This window comes from Streptomyces sp. LN549 (genome assembly GCF_043203805.1).
Classification (GTDB): Bacteria; Actinomycetota; Actinomycetes; order Streptomycetales; family Streptomycetaceae; genus Streptomyces.
The window spans coordinates 1,026,942-1,046,234 of record NZ_JAZHRI010000002.1 but is presented as its reverse complement, the minus strand read 5'-3'; the positions used below and the strand labels follow the sequence as shown (position 1 = coordinate 1,046,234).

The 19,293-nt window shown below is 69.9% G+C and carries 13 protein-coding genes; 2 read left to right on the top strand and 11 right to left on the bottom strand.

What is annotated here, in order from left to right:
• Positions 1-5: 5 nt before the first annotated feature.
• From SH922_RS04580 to SH922_RS04535, 10 genes are all read right to left on the bottom strand, one after another.
• Positions 6-719 (bottom strand): urease subunit gamma, encoded by a 714-nt coding sequence (locus SH922_RS04580; RefSeq protein ID WP_393054934.1) that lies wholly within the window; start codon positions 717-719, stop codon positions 6-8.
• A 928-nt stretch (positions 720-1,647) separates the two neighbouring features.
• Positions 1,648-2,655 carry a TauD/TfdA family dioxygenase gene (locus SH922_RS04575; protein WP_393054932.1) on the bottom strand — a complete coding sequence of 336 codons (1,008 nt, stop codon included), beginning with the start codon at positions 2,653-2,655 and terminating at the stop codon, positions 1,648-1,650.
• A gap of 42 nt (positions 2,656-2,697) precedes the next feature.
• Positions 2,698-4,005 carry a hypothetical protein gene (locus SH922_RS04570; protein WP_393054930.1) on the bottom strand — a complete coding sequence of 436 codons (1,308 nt, stop codon included), beginning with the start codon at positions 4,003-4,005 and terminating at the stop codon, positions 2,698-2,700.
• 473 nt (positions 4,006-4,478) lie between these two features.
• Positions 4,479-4,919 (bottom strand): hypothetical protein, encoded by a 441-nt coding sequence (locus SH922_RS04565; RefSeq protein WP_393054928.1) that lies wholly within the window; start codon positions 4,917-4,919, stop codon positions 4,479-4,481.
• A 231-nt stretch (positions 4,920-5,150) separates the two neighbouring features.
• Complete coding sequence (locus SH922_RS04560; RefSeq protein WP_393054926.1) at positions 5,151-8,009, bottom strand: NHLP bacteriocin export ABC transporter permease/ATPase subunit; 2,859 nt, start codon at positions 8,007-8,009, stop codon at positions 5,151-5,153.
• 1 nt (position 8,010) lies between these two features.
• Positions 8,011-10,284, bottom strand: a complete 2,274-nt coding sequence (locus SH922_RS04555) for an NHLP family bacteriocin export ABC transporter peptidase/permease/ATPase subunit (RefSeq protein ID WP_393054924.1) — start codon at positions 10,282-10,284, stop codon at positions 8,011-8,013.
• Positions 10,281-11,087, bottom strand: coding sequence for an HlyD family efflux transporter periplasmic adaptor subunit (locus tag SH922_RS04550; protein ID WP_393054922.1), 807 nt, complete (start codon positions 11,085-11,087; stop codon positions 10,281-10,283). The genes SH922_RS04555 and SH922_RS04550 overlap by 4 nt, the downstream gene beginning before the upstream one ends.
• Positions 11,088-11,169: 82 nt before the next feature.
• Positions 11,170-11,397 (bottom strand): type A2 lantipeptide, encoded by a 228-nt coding sequence (locus SH922_RS04545; protein ID WP_393054920.1) that lies wholly within the window; start codon positions 11,395-11,397, stop codon positions 11,170-11,172.
• A gap of 842 nt (positions 11,398-12,239) precedes the next feature.
• Positions 12,240-13,526 carry a hypothetical protein gene (locus SH922_RS04540; RefSeq protein WP_393054918.1) on the bottom strand — a complete coding sequence of 429 codons (1,287 nt, stop codon included), beginning with the start codon at positions 13,524-13,526 and terminating at the stop codon, positions 12,240-12,242.
• A 36-nt stretch (positions 13,527-13,562) separates the two neighbouring features.
• A complete protein-coding gene (locus SH922_RS04535; protein ID WP_393063464.1) occupies positions 13,563-14,666 on the bottom strand; it encodes a hypothetical protein in 1,104 nt (367 codons plus the stop codon).
• A gap of 450 nt (positions 14,667-15,116) precedes the next feature.
• On the opposite strand from SH922_RS04535, the gene SH922_RS04530 reads away from it, so the two are divergent.
• Together SH922_RS04530 and SH922_RS04525 are read left to right on the top strand one after the other, a co-directional pair.
• Positions 15,117-15,917, top strand: coding sequence for a peptidoglycan DD-metalloendopeptidase family protein (locus tag SH922_RS04530; RefSeq protein WP_393054916.1), 801 nt, complete (start codon positions 15,117-15,119; stop codon positions 15,915-15,917).
• A gap of 330 nt (positions 15,918-16,247) precedes the next feature.
• Positions 16,248-17,237 (top strand): ArsR/SmtB family transcription factor, encoded by a 990-nt coding sequence (locus SH922_RS04525; RefSeq protein ID WP_393054914.1) that lies wholly within the window; start codon positions 16,248-16,250, stop codon positions 17,235-17,237.
• A 252-nt stretch (positions 17,238-17,489) separates the two neighbouring features.
• Here SH922_RS04525 and SH922_RS04520 read toward each other — a convergent pair whose 3' ends face one another.
• Complete coding sequence (locus tag SH922_RS04520) at positions 17,490-18,998, bottom strand: DUF4246 domain-containing protein (protein WP_393054912.1); 1,509 nt, start codon at positions 18,996-18,998, stop codon at positions 17,490-17,492.
• Between the last annotated feature and the right edge of the window lie 295 nt (positions 18,999-19,293).

Sequence of the window (19,293 nt, the reverse complement as noted above, 5' to 3'; positions counted from 1 at the left end):
GGAATTCACACCTGTTCCTTGTCGAACGAACCCTTGACGTTGTCGAGCGACCCCTTGACCTTCTCGGGCAGGCCCCGGACCTTGTTGCGCAGACCGTGCACCACGCGGTCACCCTCGATGGGGACCAGCTCGACCTCTTCGGTGATGCCGGGCTCGAAACGTACCGAGCTGCCGGCGGGAACGTTCAGACGCAGGCCCCACGCTTTCCTGCGGGGGAACGTGAGCCCGTCGTTGGCTTCGGCGAAGTGGTAGTGGGAGCCGACCTGGATGGGGCGGTCGGTCGGGTTCTCGACGGTCAGCTTCGTGACCCGGTCGAGCTGCCTGTGGCGTTCGTTGAAGATGACCACCTCGTCTCCCTTCCGGGGGGAGAAGTCCACCCGTCCCGGCGAGACGGCCGGCTCTTCGTCCTCGCCTGCCTCGGGGAAGGGGCCGTGGATGGTGACCAGTTTCGTGCCGTCGGGGAACGTCGCCTCCACCTGCACGTTCTCGATCATCTCCGGGACGCCCTCCATGACTTCCTCCCGGGACAGCACCTTGCGTCCGGAGGACATGAGCTCGGCGACGCTTCTGCCGTCCCTGGCCCCTTCGAGGACGTGCACGATCAACAGCGCCATTGTTTCCGGGTAGTTCAGCCGCAAGCCGCGGGTCCGCCGTTTCTCCGCGACGTCCGCCGCCACGTGGATCATCAGGCGCTCTTGTTCGTGTGGGGTCAGGTGCACAGCCAATTCCCTGCATTCGTCGCTCCCGCCCAGGACTCCTGTGCTGGGCTGTGAGCCGGGGTTGTGGCCATGCACATCCACTGTTCGGGAACACACCATGGCGTTGCACCCGGTGCCCTCGGCGCGGCACGGATGTTGTCCTTGGCCGTACAGCCCCGACTCGACGTGGAGCCATCATGATCACGCTGCCGGGGTCGTAGCCCTGTTACTGGTCACACGGAACCCAAATGAGTGATCACGAAGCTGAGGAGCTGACGGCCTGGAGGTGGCCTCGCGGCGTCGGGGCGGGAGATGCCGGCTCAGGATCCGGTGCCCGATCAGTCCGAGGAAACCGGCACCCAGCCTGCACGCCCTCGTCGAGGGCTCACCTGATCGCGTTCACGGAAGAATTCAACGCCACGACGTACCCGAGGCGTGGGACCGTTGCGGAGACGCGTTACGGCAGTCCTGCGGGCCACAGCGGATTCCGCACCACGACCGGGCAGCCGTACTTGCAGCCGGGCCGGTCCCCGGCCGTGCTCCTCCAGGGTTACGGAGCGGAGCGGGCGGCGGCCAGGTCTTCGCTCAGTCGGTCGGTCAGGGCGGGCGCGTGTTCGGCTGTGTACACGTGGCCCCCGGGGAAGAGGCACGGGGTGACGGGCTGAGTGGTCAGGTCCCCCAGGCGCGCAGCTCTTCTCCCACTCCGGCAGCCCCGCTGATCAGCGCCCTGCTCGGCTATTGACCCGGCTCGGCCCGGCCCCTGGTCGGCCCGGTCCACCACCGGTGCGTCCGGGTCGCGCGGCGGGCAGTCTCAAGGCCCGGCCATGTCCCGGGGGGCCAGACCGGCCCTCCACGGAGCCTGACCTCCCAGCGGCGGCTGAGCACCTCCACCCGGCCGTTGTCGGCTTCGACGAGGGCAGCAGCGGAGCCTGTGTTCCTTGCGGATTGGTCACCGGGTGAGTACGTGGCCGTCGTGGGGTCGGTGGTCGCGGGAGCGGCGCAGGTCGGTGGTGACGTAGGTGCGTTGCAGCCAGCGGTCTGCTCCGTCGTATCGGGGGTGGAAGGCGGTGCGGCCGTGGACGGTGACGCGGTTGTCGAGGACGACCAGGTCGCCGGGTGTCAGGCGCAGGGTGCGGGCGGTCGCCTCGCAGACGCGGCCGAACTCGGCCAGGGCGGTGGAAGCCCGGGGGGTGAGCGGGGTGGTGACGAGTTGCGCCATGCGAATGTCGGGATCCTCGGCTGCCCCGGACAGCACCGGTCGGGGCTTGGTATCTGCCTGGCTCGCGTCGGCCTCGGAGGCGAAGGAGGGAGGTGGTGTGGTGAGGAACTCCGGTGCGAACAGGGCCTGGAGGCTGGCTGGGGTGAGGTGCGGCAGGACTTGGCGGAGGCCGGCGACGCGCATCCCGGCGATCTGGTCGTGGTCGGCGCGCAGGCACAGGAAGACCACGTAATCGGGTGGATGGGGATGGAAGCCGTTCTCGGTGTGGAAGGACAGCGGCACCGATCCGGCGTTGCCGTGGAAGGTTTCCTGCCCAGGCACGGGTACGACGTCCTGTACGAGGGCGCCGGACTTCTCAGCCAGGTAGGCGAGAGGCTCTCCGAGTCCGCAGGCCACCATGGTGAGCACGGCGGCCGGGACCGTGGCCTGGTGTTGGACCGAGCCGGGTACGGCCGGTGTAGGGGGCAGGGCCGCCTGATCGACGGGCAGGCCGCTGATCACCAAGGTGCCGTCCGGGCCGGAATGCCTGCGAAACCGGCGTATCTCGCGGCGTAGTAGCAGCGGAAGGTCCTCCCAGGAATCCCGGGCGTGTGCCACCCATTCGGGGCTGTCGACCTGGGCGCGCCCGTCGCTGCACAGGGTGCGGGCCAGCCGCTCGCACGTGTCTGCATCTGCCGGACCCAGGTCGCGGTCGGCGACGACGGTGCTCCGGGTCGTGTCGGGCGGCGTCTTTGGCATCAGGGTCTCCTGCCGGGGTGGTGTCGGCGGCGGTGGCGCGGATCACGAGTGGCGCAGGCCGGCCACGGCGTCGGCGATGTAGTGGTCCCCGAACCGGATCAGGGAGGCGTACTGGGCAGCGCGTCGATGGCGCATGAGCCGTAGTTCGGCGACGGCGTTGTCGGGCCCCTCGGGTTTCTGGGCGATGGAACGGTGCAGATGCACCATCGAGTACGCGAGGGTGACGTGGCGTTCCCCGTCGATGATGTCGGCTTCCAGGAGAGCTCCCCGCGCCTCGGCCAGCTCCGGTGACCGGGCCGCCAGATGCTCGTAGGAGTCGGGAACCACCGACAACAGGTCATTCATCGCCGCCCGGAACAGCTTGTATCCGCGGTGCTGGCGCCCGCTCAGGGGGATGTCCACAGACGGAGGCGCCATGGTTTGGCGTATCGCCGCCATGTAGTAGTCGGCCGGGATCGTGCTGGCATGAGTCATGGCCGCCGGGAAACCCCGCACGTACACCGTCGCGTCTGCCAGCCGCGCCAGTGCGGCGTCGATGTCGCCGTCCCGCACATGACCGGCGGCGTCGGCCACGGCGACTGCAGCACAGACGTTGAACAGGACGTGGACCTGGTGGCCGATGAGCCACCGAGCGCTCCACACCTCCTCCAACGACGCCCCCGCCCGAGGCTCCGGGACGGCCGCCGGCGGGGCGAAGCCACGGCTGGTGCCCGGCGTCACGCCGGTGAGGTCGACCACCGCCTGACGCATGCCGGCCAGCTCCAGAGCCAGGTCCCCACCTGACCGCGGAGCTTCACACAAATCTTCCAGAGCACGGTGGATGACCAGGACGCCGTGGAGGGCGGCTTGCTGATCGGACAGCTCCTTTTCACGGACTCGGAAGAAGGACTGGCTGATCGATGCGGCCGGCAGTTCCTCACCGACCACGGCAGGAGCCGGCTCCGACAGTACGGCCACCAATTCATTGGCAGCCGAGGCGGCGTGCCGCAACGCGAGGGCCCGCTCGACAGGTCTGGCATGCGTCGCAACCCCCGCCAGCACGCGCACCGCCCGCTGCGCCTCAGCATCGATGCGCGGGCCCAGTGCCGGAGCGGGCTGCCCGCCCCGGGGCTCGCGAAAGACAGCGACAGCGGGATGACCGGCAACCGGCGATAAGCCCATGGTCACAGTATTTCGCCGTCGACACTTCACCTGAAACTCTGATCCACGCCATTTCTGGACGACGCAATGGAGCCGGGTCAAGCGCGGCAAACTGGTGTCGGTCCGGCACGCGAGGGGAGAAGCCTTGGCTGCGGTGAAGATGCCGCGGCGCTCCGACCGTTGGGTTGGCACCCCCACGCTCAGCGACACGCAGCAGGGCTGCCGTGGCGGACCAGGGCGGGCACGGCCTGCGCGGTGGACAGCACATCGCTGGGATACGTGGCGTGCTGCCCCCCAGCCCCCGTCCGCATTCTGTACGGCGGTCAAATACGCTACGGCACGCGCGGTCGCCAGGAGGATGCGATCGGTCAGCACAGGGGACGGTACCTGCCCACAGTGCAGGGCATCGAGCGCGCGCAGGATGCCGCTGGACTCGCTGATCGTCCAGCCGGACAGGAACGATGCCGATTCCAGAACCCGGCTGGTGCACCTGTCAGGGACTGATCCCCCGGGCGACACGGCCAACGACAGATGCGCCGCACGGTCGCCCGTCATGGCTGCGGCAACCGGCGACATCGACCCGTGGCTGGGCGCAGGGGAGCAATGCGGGTCAGCTCGTGCCAGGACAGGTCGGTGTGGGCCGATGGTTCAGTTCGACGCGAGTGTGCGCTGGTGATCCCTGGTCAGCGGCGGCCGGTGGTCAGGGTGATGAGGAACTGGCCGCCGCCCGGCTCGATGTCGGCGGTGACCGGCAGACCTGGTACGAGCCGGGAGAACCGGTCCACCAGCCAGTCCGCCGCCTCCTGGGCGTCCCGCTTGGTCGGACAGCGGCCCACCATCTCGCGGCCCCCCTTGCGCTCCAGCCTCCCGGCAACGGTGATCAGCGGCGCGGGTTCGACCACGTACAGGCGGTCCGGCCAGGCGATGACCACCTTGACCGCGCCCTTGCGGGTGTTGCATCCGCGGTGCGCGAGCCGCTCTGCGACCTTGGCCTTCCGGTCGGCAGTCCGGCTGTCGACGCTGGGCCCCCGCGGGTCGTTCACCGACTCGTCGGGGTCGACCGCCTCGTCACACACCCAGCACCGCCAGCCGTCGCGCTCGGCCACATCATCAAGGAGACTCATCCGAGCAAACTAGCCTGCCCGGCCGCTACCCCACGCACCAGGGCCCCGGCAAGGTCTCAACGGCCAACAATGCTGCGACGCCCGGCGACCAGCGTCACCGATGCTTTTACATGTGTGAAGACATGGGCTCGTTGAGGCGTCTCCCGTACCGCAGTCGTGGCGCAGAATGGCGCGGTGGCGCCGTGCCGGAACCTCTTCCCCCTCGACGACCCGTCCCCGTGAGCCGTCCACTCAGTTCATCTGACGCCGTACCAGTTCATGGAGCTGCCCGTCCGTGTCCGCGAGGAGTTCGGCGGGCGGACCCTCCTGGACGACCCGGCCCTCCGCCATGACGACCACGCGGTCGGCGTCCATGACCGTGGACAGCCGGTGCGCGATGACGACCCGGGTGGCCCGCAGGGACCTGGTGCTCTCGATCACGGTGCGCTGGGTCTCGTTGTCGAGCGCGCTCGTGGCCTCGTCGAGGAACAGGATGCGGGGGCGTCGGACGAGGGCCTGGGCGATCATCAGCCGCTGGCGCTGCCCGCCGGAGATCGAGCCGCCGCCGGAGATCATCGTGTGCAGCCCCATCGGCATGCGCTTGATGTCCTCGGCCAGCCCCGCCATGGCGGCAGCCTCCCAGGCCTCCTCCTGGGTGAAGACCTCGGCACCGCAGATGCAGTCCAGGATCGATCCGGACAGCGGCTGGGCGTTCTGCAGGACGACCCCGCACTGACGGCGCACGGCCGCCCGGTCGAGCGCCGTCAGATCCTGACCGTCGTACAGCACGCTGCCCGACACCGGCTCGTCGAAGCCGATGAGCAGCCTCAGCAACGTCGACTTGCCGCATCCGCTGGGTCCCACGATGGCCACGAACTCGCCCGGCCGTACGGTCAGCGACACTTCGTCGAGGACGACGGGACCGTCGTCGGAGTAGCGGAAGGACACCCCTCTGGCCTCGATCTCCCCGGACAGCGCACCCGGCTGGGTGCTGGCGCCGCGGACCTCGGGTGCCTCGTCGAGCACCGGCTTGATCTGCTCGAACATCGGCAGTACGGACGCGGCGGACACGAAGGCCCCGGTGAGCTGGGTGACGGCCGTCAGCAGCATCGTCACGGACGTGTTGAAGGTCAGGAACTCGGCGGCCGTCAGGGACCCGCGTGCCGGGCCCGCCAGCAGGACGAAGATGACCAGCGAACACAGGGGCAGATACACCGCGTTGAGGACCGTCGTCAGGTTCTTGATGCGGCCCGCCCGCTTCTGCAGCTCGCGGCTGCGGGCGAACTCCGCCGCCCACGCCCCGTAGGCGAAGCTCTCCGCCGCCGCGACCCGCAGTTTGGGCAGTCCCCGGAGCGTCTGGAACGCCTGGTTGTTCAGCTTGTTGCCCAGCACGACCAGCCGGCGCTGCCAGCGGAGCTCCCACATGCCCATGGTGAGGAACACTGCCGCGATGACCACCAGCATCGCGACGGCGGTGAGTGCGAGCGGGACGCTGAACCAGAGCAGCAGCCCCAGGTTCATCGCCCCGAGCGTGCCCGCCTGCACCACGACGGGACCGGTGCCGGACAGGACCCGGCGGATGGCGCTCACCCCCATCGCCGCGCTCGCCAGTTCTCCCGTGGAGCGTTCGGCGAAGAACTTCGTCGGCAGCCGCAGAAGCCGGTCCCAGACCGCAGGCTGCAGGGTGCTCTCGATCCGCCCCTCCATCCGCAGGATCGTGAGGTTCTGCAGCAGCATGAAGGCCGCCGAGACGACGGCCGAGATGATGACGGCCAGCGACACCTGCACGATGAGGGCGTTCTGGGCGTGGGGCACGTACACGCCGAGCACCTTGCCGGTCGCGATCGGCACCAGCGACCCCAGGGCGACCGTCACCAGCCCGGCCAGCACGAGATTCCGCAGGTCGCCCCGGGTTCCGAACAGGCCGAAGCGCAGCAGCTGCCGCTTGCTCAACGGCTGCTCCGGCAGCGGCCGGTAGAACATCACGGCACGCTCGTCGAACTCCTCCGCGGAGGCGCTGCCGATACGTCTGCGCCGGCCCGTCAGCGGGTTGACCGCCTCGTAGTGACCGCGGCGCCAGAGCAGGGCGACCGGCGCCCCGGACGCGGCCCGGTGGCCCACCAGGGGCCCGGAGTTCTCCCGCCACCAGCGCCCGTCGAGCCGCACCGCGCGGGTGCGGATGCGCGAGGCGACCGCGACCCGCTCCACCGGGTCGATCCGGTCGCTCACCGCCCCGCCCGTCGCGGGTTCCGCGAGGACGATCCCGGAGTCCTGGGCCACCAGGCGGCAGGCCGCGTACACCGCGTCGTCCGAGGCACCCGTCGCGGGCGAAGAGCCCCTCCGGGACCGGCCGATCGAGGTCAGCAGCGCATGGTCGGCCTCCCTGCGGACGGCCTCGCCCGCCTTGATGCCCGCCGCGGTCCGGTCCTCGTGCGCGCGCTCCAGCTGTTCGATCCAGCGGTCCAGCGCCGACAGCAGGCGGTACTGCTGATTGACCATCCCCTGCCACATCGCCGGGTCGACGAGCAGGTCACCCGCGGCCTCGGCACTGAACGCGGCGCCGTACTGCACACTCCCGGGCGACACCGGCAGCCACAGGATGTCGTCGTCGCCGACCGTCTCGTCAACGGCGGTCCGCCCGTCCAGCGGGGCCTCGAACAGCACCCGCTGGCTCCGGCCCACGCCGAGCGAGAACGCGTGCTCCAGCAGGCTCAGGGTGGCGTCCCCCGTGTCGTAATGGCTGCGGTACTGCCCCTCGTACGTTCCCTGGCCGGCGTAGTCCGGCCGGTACAGCTCACGCAGCGGGATCCGGCGGAGCACGCACTCCTGGAGCGGCCGCCCGACCAGGGTGTGCTGCGGGCCCTGGACCGGACCCAGCACGAGGGTTCCGGGTTCGAGCCGGCCCAGGAAGTGCCAGTGCCCCTGCTCCACCGCGTCCACCGCGAACAGGTCGAGGGCGCCGCCCACGACGAGCCACAGCACCTGGGGGCCTTCCAGCGACAGACTCCGCAGCCCGGTGCAGTCGACCGGCTCGCCGAGAGCTCCCAGCGCGCCGATGACCGGGTCCTGCCCGGGAGCCTCCGTGCCCACGAGAGGATGAACGGATGCCACGTCAGTGCTCCCTGACCAGATCGGCGTAGGCGCCCCCGGCGGCCACCAGATTCTCGTGCCGGCCGCGTTCCACGACGGTCCCGTGGTCCAGGACCACGATCTCGTCGCTGTCGCGCACGGTGCTCAGCCGGTGCGCGATCACGACACAGGCACAGCCGCGCCGGCGCAGGTTGTCGATGATGATCCGCTCCGTCTCGGCGTCCAGCGCGCTGGTGACCTCGTCCAGGACCAGGATGCTGGGGCGGCGCACGAGCGCCCGGGCGATCTCCAGTCGCTGACGCTGCCCGCCGGAGAAGTTCCGGCCGTCCTGCTCCACCCGGCTGTGGATGCCACGCGGGCGGCGGGCGACGACGTCGTACAGGGCGGCGTCCCGCAGGGCCTCGGTCACCGCCTCGTCCGGGACCGAGGGATCCCAGAGCGCCACGTTGTCCCGCACCGTCCCCTCGAAGAGGAAGACGTCCTGGTCGACGAAGGACACGGACGCGGCCAGCGCGCCCCGGGGTATGTCCTCCAGACGCTGCCCGTCGATACGGATCGTGCCCTCCCACGGGCTGTAGAGACCCGAGATGAGCCGGGAGACCGTCGACTTGCCGCTGCCCGAACCGCCGACGAGCGCCACCTGCTGCCCCGGCCCCACGGAGAGCGAGAAACCGGTGAGCAGCGGCTTGTCGAGCGGGCTGTAGCCGAAGGTGATGTCCTCCAGCGCCACATGGCCCTTGAGACGGCGGGTACTCGCGGCGGGCTCACGGCGGGAGTACAGCGCGTCGACCGGGAAGTTCTCGACGTCCTTGAGGCGGGCCACATCGGCCGCGAAGTCCTGCACGCGGCCCGCCACCCCGTTGAGCCGGGTGACCGGCGCGGTGAAGCGGGTCACCAGAGCCTGGAAGGCGACGAGCAGACCGATCGAGATGTGCCCCTCCACGGCCCGCAGCCCGCCGATCCACAGGATCACCGCGCTGTTGAGCGTCGCGAGGGCGGGGGCGACGACGCCCAGCCAGGCGCTCGGCACCCCGAGGCGCTGCTGCTCGTCCAGAGTCGTGGCGTGCTGCCCGGCCCACCGCCGGAAGTACCCGTTCTCGCCACCCGTGGCCTTCATTGTCTCGATCAGCTGGAGACCGGTGTACGAGGTGTTCGTGAGCCGTGCGCTGTCGGCCCGCAGCTTCTGCGTGCCAACAGCCCGCAGCCGTACGACGACGCGCATCGCGACCACGTTGAGCAGCGCGATCCCCACCCCGATGACGGTCAGTTGCGGATCGTACGTCCAGAGCAGGAACGCGTAGAGGAGGACGACGATGCCGTCCACGCCTGCCGCGGTGAGATCCCGGGCGAGGGTCTCGGCCACGGCGTCGTTGGACTGGAGGCGCTGGACCAGGTCGGCCGGGCTGCGCTGCGAGAAGAAGGTGACCGGCAGCCGGAGCAGATGCCGGAAGAAGCGCGCGCTGCCGAGCGTGGACGAGATGATGCGCCCGCGCAGCAGATTCGCCTGCTGCAGCCATGTCAGTACGACGGTGAGGGCGACCATGGTGCCCATCGCGGCGAACAGCACGCCCAGCAGCGAGGTCTGTTCGCCGATCATGAACATGTCGATGTAGATGCGGCTCAGGGCCGGGAGTGTCGCCCCGACGGCCACCAGCAGCAGACTGGCGAGCAGGGCGACCAGTATCGTGCCCGTGGTGCCCCTCAGCCGGGCCGGCAGCGCGGCCATGGCGCCGGGCTTCCGGCCGCCGCGCTGGAAGTCCTCGCCGGGTTCGAGGACGAGGACGACCCCGGTGAAGCTGGTGTCGAAATCCTCGGCGGGCACGAACCGGCGCCCCTTGTCGGGGTCGTTGATGCGCACGCCCCGCCGTCCTGGACGGCGTCCCACGCCCTCGTACACGACGTAGTGGTTGAACTCCCAGAAGAGGATCGCGGGCGCCTGGACCTCCGAGAGGGCCGCGGGCTCCATCTGCATGCCCTTGGCCCGGAGGCCGTAACTACGGGCCGCCTTGAGCACGTTGCTGGCGCGCGAGCCGTCACGTGAGACGCCGCAGGCGATCCGCAGCTCCTCCAGCGGCACGTGGCGGCCGTAGTGGCCGAGCACCATCGCCAGCGAGGCCGCACCGCACTCCAGGGCCTCCATCTGGAGCACGGTGGGGGTGTGCACGGTCTTCGTCCGCCCGGGCTTCGGCGCCGGACGCGACCGCCGCCTGTTGCCCGGGGTTCCCTCCGGGCGGTGCCTGCCGCGGCCGGGCGGCGGCAGCTGCTGGGCGGTGGGGGACGGGTGCGGTGCGGTCACGGGAGCAGCCAATCGATCGGGTGCTGGTCGGCGAGACGGACGGAGCCGGTGGCCAGGGTCATGGAGCCGATCGCGTACGGGGGGCCATCGGCCGAGGACCACCGGTAGCCGGACTTCGTGGAGCCCGAGTGCTCGATCCTCACCAGGACCGCCAATGGCCTGCCGTGCCGGGAGAACTGCTCGCCGAGCTGGGCGTCGCCGAGGAAGCGGGTGATCTGCTGCTGTGTCTGAGCGGCCCTGCCGACCGCGGCCACCTTGCCGCGCAGCACCCCGTACTGCTGGGCGGGCACGGACTGGACGGTGAGGTCGACGGAGGCGCCCACCGGGACCGACGCGGCACTGCTGCCCGACACGTAGAGCAGGGCGACCAGCGGGTCGTCGGCGCCGTCGATCCGTTCGACGCTCGCCACGTCCGCGCCGGTGGTGACCACGGCGCCGATCGTTGCCGTCACCGAGGTGAGCCGGCCCGCGTCGATCGTACGGACGACGCGTTCACCCTGCTCCGTACGGACCTTGAGCAGGGGGGAGTTCCGGGGCAGGGTCTCGCCCTCGTCGGCGAGCACCTCGGTGACCTGGCCGGCGACCGGACTCTGCAGGATGTAACTGCCGCGGGAATGCGTGAGGATGCCGGGGGCGTCGAGGGTGCCGGCGACGGAGCCTGTCACGGCCCAGAAGCAGGTGGCGGCCATCACGGCGACGGTGACGCAGAGGACGAGCAGGCCATGCGGGCGGGCGAGGCGCACCGGAAGATCGAGTTGTTCGGGCGACTGCAGCTTGGAAAGGGCCTGTTGGCGGAACTGCACGGAACTCTTCCCCCACCTGTCAGCGGTCGGCACCGAGCCCCGGAACCGATGGGTTCCGGGGCTCGGCGGGTGCTGCCGTGTCTCAGAGACCGGCGGTGAGACCGGTGGCCAGGCCGGTGACCGCGCCCGTGTTCACGCCGGTGGCGCCCTCGACGAGACCGGTGACCGAGCCGACGAGGCCGGCGACCGGGACGATGCCCTCGACGGTGCCCGTGACGTTGCCGACGAGACCGCCGACGAGGCCGCCCGAGACGTTGTCGAGGTCGCTGTCGGAGATCTCGGCGGTCTCGACCTGGGGGGTGTAGTTCATGATGAGCGCCCTTCGTATGGAATTGCTTATGTACGGGAGCCCGTCGTGCGGCCCCCGTATGGCCCAGGATCAAAGCACGACCGTGCCGCGTACAGCCAATCGAACTGCGACGAATTCGTGGTTGTCGCTCCGCTGGAATCGAATCACGTGCAGAGGCATCCATTGCGTGGAAGCAGATTCTTCATGAGCTTCACGGGATGAATTCGATGTCCTCGCAACTTCACGTCCCGCGTGGGGTGCAGCCGTCCCAATCGTCCCCTGATCCCGCCCCGACCTGCTGTTCTGCGACTGGAACGGTGACCCGAGTGCGCACGCCGTGTGCAGGTTTCTCAGGTCCGACTGTCCCCGCAATTCCGGGCTGTCGACGACGTCTGCTGCCGGTGGAGTGCGCAAGGCTTTTGTGTTGCGGCGGTGTGAAAATCAGCGTGGTTCGGTCGCCCCCGTGCGTCATCTGCGAATGGATGGCGCCTTTGATGAGCTTTTATTGAGCGTTCCCGGGCTCGTGTGTTCACTCCGTGACTTTGCCTCCGGATATGTGGAGAAGGTGCGCGCGGATCAACGGCGGTTGCATCGCGCCGGACCCGGGCCGACGTGGCCCGGGTCGGGCCGGGCGCGGCGCGGGGCGCGGTCAACAGGTGCCGATGCCGACGGTTCCATCGTGCCGAGGCGCACCTGATCCTGTCGGCGATGCGCCACCGGGCCGCCGAACTCGGTGACCGCGTGCGGTACGTCAAGGCGGACACCTGCCGCCCCTCCGCCCTCAGCAGGACCTGCCGCTGCGGATCCCCGAGCCCGGACCCCGGGTCGCGTAAGCCCTCGAGTCCCGCGTGGCGGCCCCGCGGTCAGCAGGTCGGGACGCCCGGGAGCCAGCTGTCGGCGACGTCGATGAAGATGTTGGAGACGTAGCCGCCGTAGTCCGGCAGGTAGGACCAGGCGTCGTTGCTGTGGCCATCGGCCTGGACGAGCTGGCCGTGCACCTGGCACTGCACGCGCACCGTCGTGGGACCCGGGAGCTGCGCGACCCGGGTGGACGTGCTGGTCGGCTGCTGACGGATGTTGACGTCGGTACCCCAGGTCGGGAAGGACGTGGTCGCTGCGCCGGTGCTGGTCCACAGGTAAGTGACGGTGACGTAGCCGTTGTTGTTCAGGCCGACGTTGTAGAACGTACCGTCGGCGAGGTCTATGCCGGCCGGGTTGAGCACCCGGCGACCGAATTCGTCCAGCCCGCCGTTGTAGCCGTCCTGATAGGCGGCCTGCGACTCCGGCTTGCCCTGCGGTAGGTCCTTGAAGGTCTCGCGGACGGAGGACGGATTCCAGTGGTCGTCGTGGGTGTTCCACGGACCGACGTCCCACACCGGGGCTGTCTCGCAGCGCGCAGGACCGCACACGCGGACCGAGTACTCGGCACTGCCCTTCGGGGAGAGGCCGCGACGGGACGGAAGTGCCACGAAGTGATCATTGGCCACGATCACGTGCCCGTTCGCGGTGGTTCCGCCGACCAGGCCCTCGCGGGTGGCGTAGACGGTGGCCGTGTAGGCCGCAGCGGCTGCGACCCCCTGACGTGCCACGTTGCCGAGTTCGGCATTCAGGCGCAGGTCGCGCACGACCGGTGCGGCGCCGTTCGGGGCGGAGATCAGGGTGATCCGGGCCTGCACCCGAGTGACGGCCCGGGGGAGCAGCGCCGGCGCGCCGGCGCTCGCTTCACGCCATTCGGTCCAGGCGCCCAGCCCGTCCTGCCCGCGCACGTCGACGGCGACCTCGGCTCCGGCCGGAACGGTGGCGTCGAGTACCGGGGTGATCAGGTCGACCGCACGGTCGAGTGCGCGTTCGGGCACCAGGACCGTGCCCTGCCCCCGGGCGGAGCGGGCGGATGCGGGCCGCAGGGTGCGGTCGCGGAGGCGCAGCGTGCCGTCGGCGCGGCTGACGTTGGTCTCGTCGCCGGTGGGCGCGGACAGGTCCACCCGCCAGCTGACGCTGCCGAGCGGGGCGTCGTCGTCGGGCGCGGCGTCGCGGGCGGCGGCCGGCCCCGAGGCGAGGGTCAGAGCCGCAAGGGCCAGCAGGGACACGGCGAGGGCCGGTCCGCGGCGGACGTGGACGGCGGCGGCATGGGGTCTGTCGTTGCGGCGCACGGTGCGCCTCCTTCTCGGTGCGGGGTGGGTGGGGCGTTACGAGCAGTGGGGTACGCCCGGGAGGGTGTTGCCGGGGGATTCGACGTAGATGTTGGTGATCCAGCCGCCGTACTGGGGCAGGTAGGCCCACCAGTCGTTGACGTAGGGCGGGACCGATACCCGTTCGCCCTGCTGCTGGCATGCGACGAGGACGTCCACCCCGGCGGGCAGGGTGGTGAGGGCGGTGGATGACGTGGTGGCGCCGCTGCGGACCCGGACACCGCTGCCCCAGGTGGTGAACCGGGTGCCGGACGGTCGGACGGCTCCGGGAACGTCCAGGGAGTCGGTGAGCGCCGTGACCTTGCTGTAGGCGGTTACGTACGGAGTGCCGTCGGGGTGCAGGGTGAGGACGGCGACCACCGTCCGGTCATCGGGGCCGACGGTGCCGGTGGTGTGCAGCGCGTCGGACGTCAGATCCAGCGCGGGCGCCACGGCGTCGGTGGACGTCCCCCACGGTGCCTTCCCGTCGGTGCCGTTCGCGGCGGACACGGACGTGCCGGGAGGCGCGGCAGATGCCGTACCGGGTACGGCCGTCCGGGCCCCGGCGGCGGTGCAGCCTCCGGAAACGAAGCCCGACCAGCCCTGCTTGACCGCCCCCGGTGCGTCGAACGCGGAAGGCAGCCCGAAGTACTGGTCGAAGCCGTCGGCGGCGCAGCGGGTGGACCGGTGCAGGGCCCCCAGGACGAGGCTCCGTACCGGGGCCGGCGCCTCGTCGAGGAGGTAGCGGTAGACCCGGACGGTGTCCGCGGCGGTGGTCGCCGTGTAGCCCCAGTAGCCGGGGTAAGCGGTCGGCGGTGGTGTGGTGCCGGTGAGTGACAGGCGGGGCGCCATGCGGGTGATCACGGCACTGCCGCCACCCGTGGACCAGTAGTGGTTCGCCGCGTCGTCGTCGCTGCTGCGCAGCATCGCGTCGAGGCGGTCCCGGTCGGCCTGTGGCAGGTCGTAGGCCGGGCCCCGGTTCCATAAGAAGTCCAGTGCCAGCAGCAGCTTGACCACCGAGGCGGAGCGGAAGGCGCGGTCCGCCTGGTACTGCTCGGTGAAGCGGTCGGTGAGCCTGTCGTACACGGCGACTCCCGCCGTGACGTCTGCCGGGATGTCCATGACGGTGCTGGAATCCGTTCTGTGCGGCGCCTGTCCGGCACCGGCGTCCGGCACCGTGGGCCCGACGGGTGACGGTGCGTTGCCGGCGGCCGCCGAGAAGGACGAGGTCGTGGGGGGTGCGGCCATCGCGGGTCCGGTGAACGCGGCGATCAGCAGCCCGACGGCCGCGAGGGCGGAGACGGACAGCGGCAGACGGCGGGCGGGACGGAGCGGGGGCATGGGGGTAGGGGCTCCTTCGGGGCACGGGCGCACCTGGCCGGCGGCCCGGTGACGCTGTGGCACCTGGCGCCAGAGTGCTGGGGGCCGGACCCTCGCGCAACCCATTCGTTCCTGGTCGAAGAAGCCCGTCCCATGCTTGTCAGCCGCCCGGGCCACCGCTACGTTCCGGACGTCTTTCTGCGCCTCGGCCCGGCGTTCCGTCCGGGCTGCCTCCCCCGCCTAGGAGCAATCGTGAGGTTTCTCGGACGTCTTCCGGCGCTGGTCGCCGGAGCCCTTCTGGCGCTCACCGCACTGTCGGTCGCCCCCGCGCAGGCCGGCGAAGCCGGTGTGTCGGCCGCGCCCGTCTTCAAGGCGCCCTACCCCTGCGGCCAGCAGTGGACGTACAGCCACCACTCGGCCGAGGTGCGCCGGGCGCTGGACTTCGTACGTTCCGACGGTGGGGCGACAGCCGGCACGCCGGTACTCGCCTCCGCCGCCGGCACGGCCACCCGCTACTCGCAGCCGAGCGGTGCCGGCAACTACATAGCCATCGACCACGGCGGCGGCTGGACGACGTACTACTTCCACCTCTCGGCGTACTCGGTGGCGAGCGGCGCATCGGTCGCCCAGGGGCAGCAGATCGGCGTCACCGGCAGTACGGGCAACTCCTCCGGGGCGCACATCCACTACGAGCAGCTGTACAACGGCGCGGGCCAGAACATCGTCATCAACGGCGCCGGCCTGGCCTACCCGGGCAGTTACAACCAGGCGTACCTGACCAGCGACAACGGCTGCGGTGGCAGCGGCTACCCGTTCAGCACCTGGGGCAGCGGGGTGAACGTCCGTGCCGACGCCCGTGTCAGCGCCCCGGTCGTCACCACCCTCGGCGGTCCGACGGCTGTACGGGTGCTGTGCCAGAAGCAGGGCGACACCGTCAACGCCGAGGGATACAGCAACAACTGGTGGAGCAAGCTGCGTGACCAGAACGGCTTCATCAGCAACATCTACATCGACCACCCGGACGCCAAACTGCCGGGCGTTCCGCTCTGCTGAGCCGTGCCGGCGGTCCATGGCGGTGCGGACCGAGCCGTGACAGTGGTTCGGCCGCATCGAACTGGGCGGTGACAGTGGTTCGTGCGCATCGAACTGAGCGGTGACAACGGCACGTCGCGGTCCGGACCGAGCCGTGACCATGGTCGTAGCGGTCCGGCGGGGTGCATTCCGGCCGGGCCGCAGCGATTTCAAGCCAGGTATCCCCGCGCGTACGCATCAGTCGCCCAGCCATCGTCTGACATGCATGCGTCATTTCAGTGATGCGCGTAGAGTGCCGGTGGGCGGGCGCCGGTGAGCATCCGTGACCACCGGGGGTGCGCCGTGCTACGGGTGGAATTCACGAGCCAGGAGCTGGCCCGCCTGCGCGTCGCGGCCGACGTGGATCCGCTCTGGGAGACCGCGCTCAGCCTGCACCTGCTCCAGAACCGCGGGGTGCCCCTCGCGTTCGGCGCCTGGCGCCGCGAGGTGGGCGCGGCCCTGCGGCGATCCGGCCTCGTCACCATGACCCGTTCCCTGATCCGGTTGTGTCCGGACGGCTCGTACTTTCCCGACTTCCTGACGCCCGGCCGCGGTGACGCCGACCTCGACACCGGACTCGATCGGCTGCTCTCCACTCCCCGGCACCGGCTGCGAGCCGAACTCGCCCGGCTGCACGCGCACACCGGCCGCCCCGTCCCGGCCGGTGTCCGCCCGCTCGCCGACGGCTGCCCCGAGGCGCTGCGCCGCCTCGGCTCGGCCCTGCGCGCGTACCACCGGGTTGCCGTCGAGCCCTACCTGTCCGCCATGCGCGCGCAGGCGGCAACCGACCGGACCGTACGGGCCGAAGCCGTCCTCACCCACGGAGCGGAGGGCCTGCTCGCCGGGTACGACCAACTGCCCGGGTGGCGCTACCGGGACGGCAGGCTACGGACCCCATACCCCGTCGACCGTCAACTCGCTTTGAACGGGCGGACGTTGACGCTCGTGCCGGCCTTCTTCTGTGTCCGCGCCCCGCTCGCTCTCGTCGACCAGGAGCTGCCTCCGGTCCTCGTCCACCCGCTCTCGCCCGCGCCCGGCTGGCTCGAACGCCGACACCGCGGCGCGGAGGTCCCGGTGGCGCAGCTCATCGGCGCCTCGCGAGCCGAACTGCTGCGGATGCTGGACCGCCCGATGACCACCATGGACATCGCCGCAGCGCTGCGGCTCGCCCCGTCGACGGCCAGCCGGCACGCCACCGTGCTCCGTGAGGCGGGGCTGCTGCTCTCGGAGCGCCAGGGCGTGCGCGTGCTCCACCACCGCACCCGGCTCGGCCGGGCGGTGCTGGAGGGCGGCCTGCGATGAGCGGCTACGCGCACTACGCAGGTGGCGCCGGTTTCGGAGGTTGGCGTAATGAGGGACCGGAGCTTCTCGCGGGACTGCTGACGCCGACCTGGTCGACTGCCTGTTCGCCGGGGCCCTCCATCTCGATCAACTCCGCCTGGAAGGCCGCTGCGACTTCGCCCTCACACTCACTGGCCTCCACCGCCGCTACCTCATTCGGCTACACCGGTGGAGCCGCCGACGCACCCGGCGCTCATCCAGAACCGAAGGGGTTCAGTGCTCGCAGAGGGAGAACTCTCGTTCGTAGAGCTGCTCGTTATGCTCGTCGACAAAGAACTTGCGTTCCTGCATGAGTTGTTCGCGATAGTTCTTGGCCTGCTCAAGCGTCATGGTCGAGGTGCCGGACCATGGTTGTTGCGGCGGTACATCGGATGTCGAGACGATCTTTTCCGACGGGTCGACCAGGAAGAACGCGACAATTTTGCGATGTCCCGGGCGGGTGGGGTCCGTGAGGCGGAATGAGCCGACGCGGTGCTGCAGGATGTTCGGGAACGCCAGGCAGCGGCCCGCTGGGGTCGATGCCGATCCCAGCGCCTGGTTCAGTGCGTCTTCGTCCTCCAGGCCATAGACCTCACGCAGACCGTTGTCGTCGTTCTGTTCGTAGTGCGGGTCGTCGAGTGCCGCCCGGAAGCTCAGCCGGCTTTCGGTGATGTTCTCGCTGTCCCAGTAGTAGATGCCGGTCGATACGATCCGCTCGTTCAACATCCCCTCGACATGCCAGGAACCGCCGGGGTACTCGGGCTTGTCCGGGGTGAGGTGAATGGTGGCGAGCTTGACGATGACCTGGAGGCGGCGTCCGCGCAGGTCGACTCGGGCGGATTCATCGGGCAACTCGGGCGGGGTGAAGGCCGGGGCGTCCGGGATGACCGGGCGGCGGTTTTCCCACCAGTCGTCCTGGGCCTGCTCCCATGCACGGAGGGCCTCCTCGTAGGCCCCGTCATCGCTGTGCGTTGACCTGTCCGGACGCTCCGGCTCCGAGTCGTACCACCCGTAAGGATCGGGCTCGATCCGCAGGGGCCGCGGATGGCGCAGATCGGTGAGCACGTTCTCCAGCAGAGGGCGCAAGCGCGCGAACAAGTCCGGCAGGACGGAGGCAAGTTCGCGATGGGTCTCGGGGTGGACGTTGTTGACGTACGAACGGAAGGCGACATTGCCGTCGGAACTGACGTCGACGTCCGTGGGCAACCACTGGAATTTCTCCGAGAATTCGTATGTCGAGTAGCGGTCCGTCGGGTTCCGCCAAGCCCGCTCGGGCGCACCGCTCACCTCTCTCACCAGACAGAACAGTGAGGGATGAACCAGGTCCATTACCTGGCCGTCGGATCCGGGATGCCAGTCCTGCTCTGCTTCGGGGACCTGTTCCAGAACGCGAACCGCCTCGCGCAGCCGGGACCTGAGCTTCTCGTCGACCAGTGAGTCCGACTGCCACACCCCGTCGACGGCGGACACCTCGATGCCGGTCCGTCCGTCCCGCAAGGTCGCGTAGTGAACGAGTTCGGCAAGCACGTAACGAACCTGCGCTTCGGTGAGCCCGTGGGCGACCGCTTCTTGCGTCCATCTGGCGACGATTTCGGCATCGTTCATCTTGTCGAACCACCCCGGCTTCGCTCGAATGTGTGAGCTGCACTGCATCATCTGAAGTTCCCGCAGCGTTCGCGGTGTCGCGAATGATATGGAACGGGAAGCATGAAAGGGCAGCGGGAAAGCAGACAGGCCAGTCAATTCTCTTGGTCCTCCGAGTCGGTGTGCGGTGGCGGGAAGGATACTTCAGCAGACCGACACCGCAGCCGTAGCCCCTGTCATCGCCGGTCCGGGAGTGCAACCCGCACGGTCCGCAGCCCGGACGGCTCACCGAAGCGCCGTGGGAGACCGAGTTGACCGCCGCACGAGCGGGACCGTCGAGGCAGAGCCGGGCCTTCCAGGCGTCGTACGTGCCTTCCTCCTCCACCCGGTTCAGGCCCGGGTGGAGGTAGAAAGGCGCTTCCTCAGGGTGCTGGGCCCGGCGAGCGTCACCGGC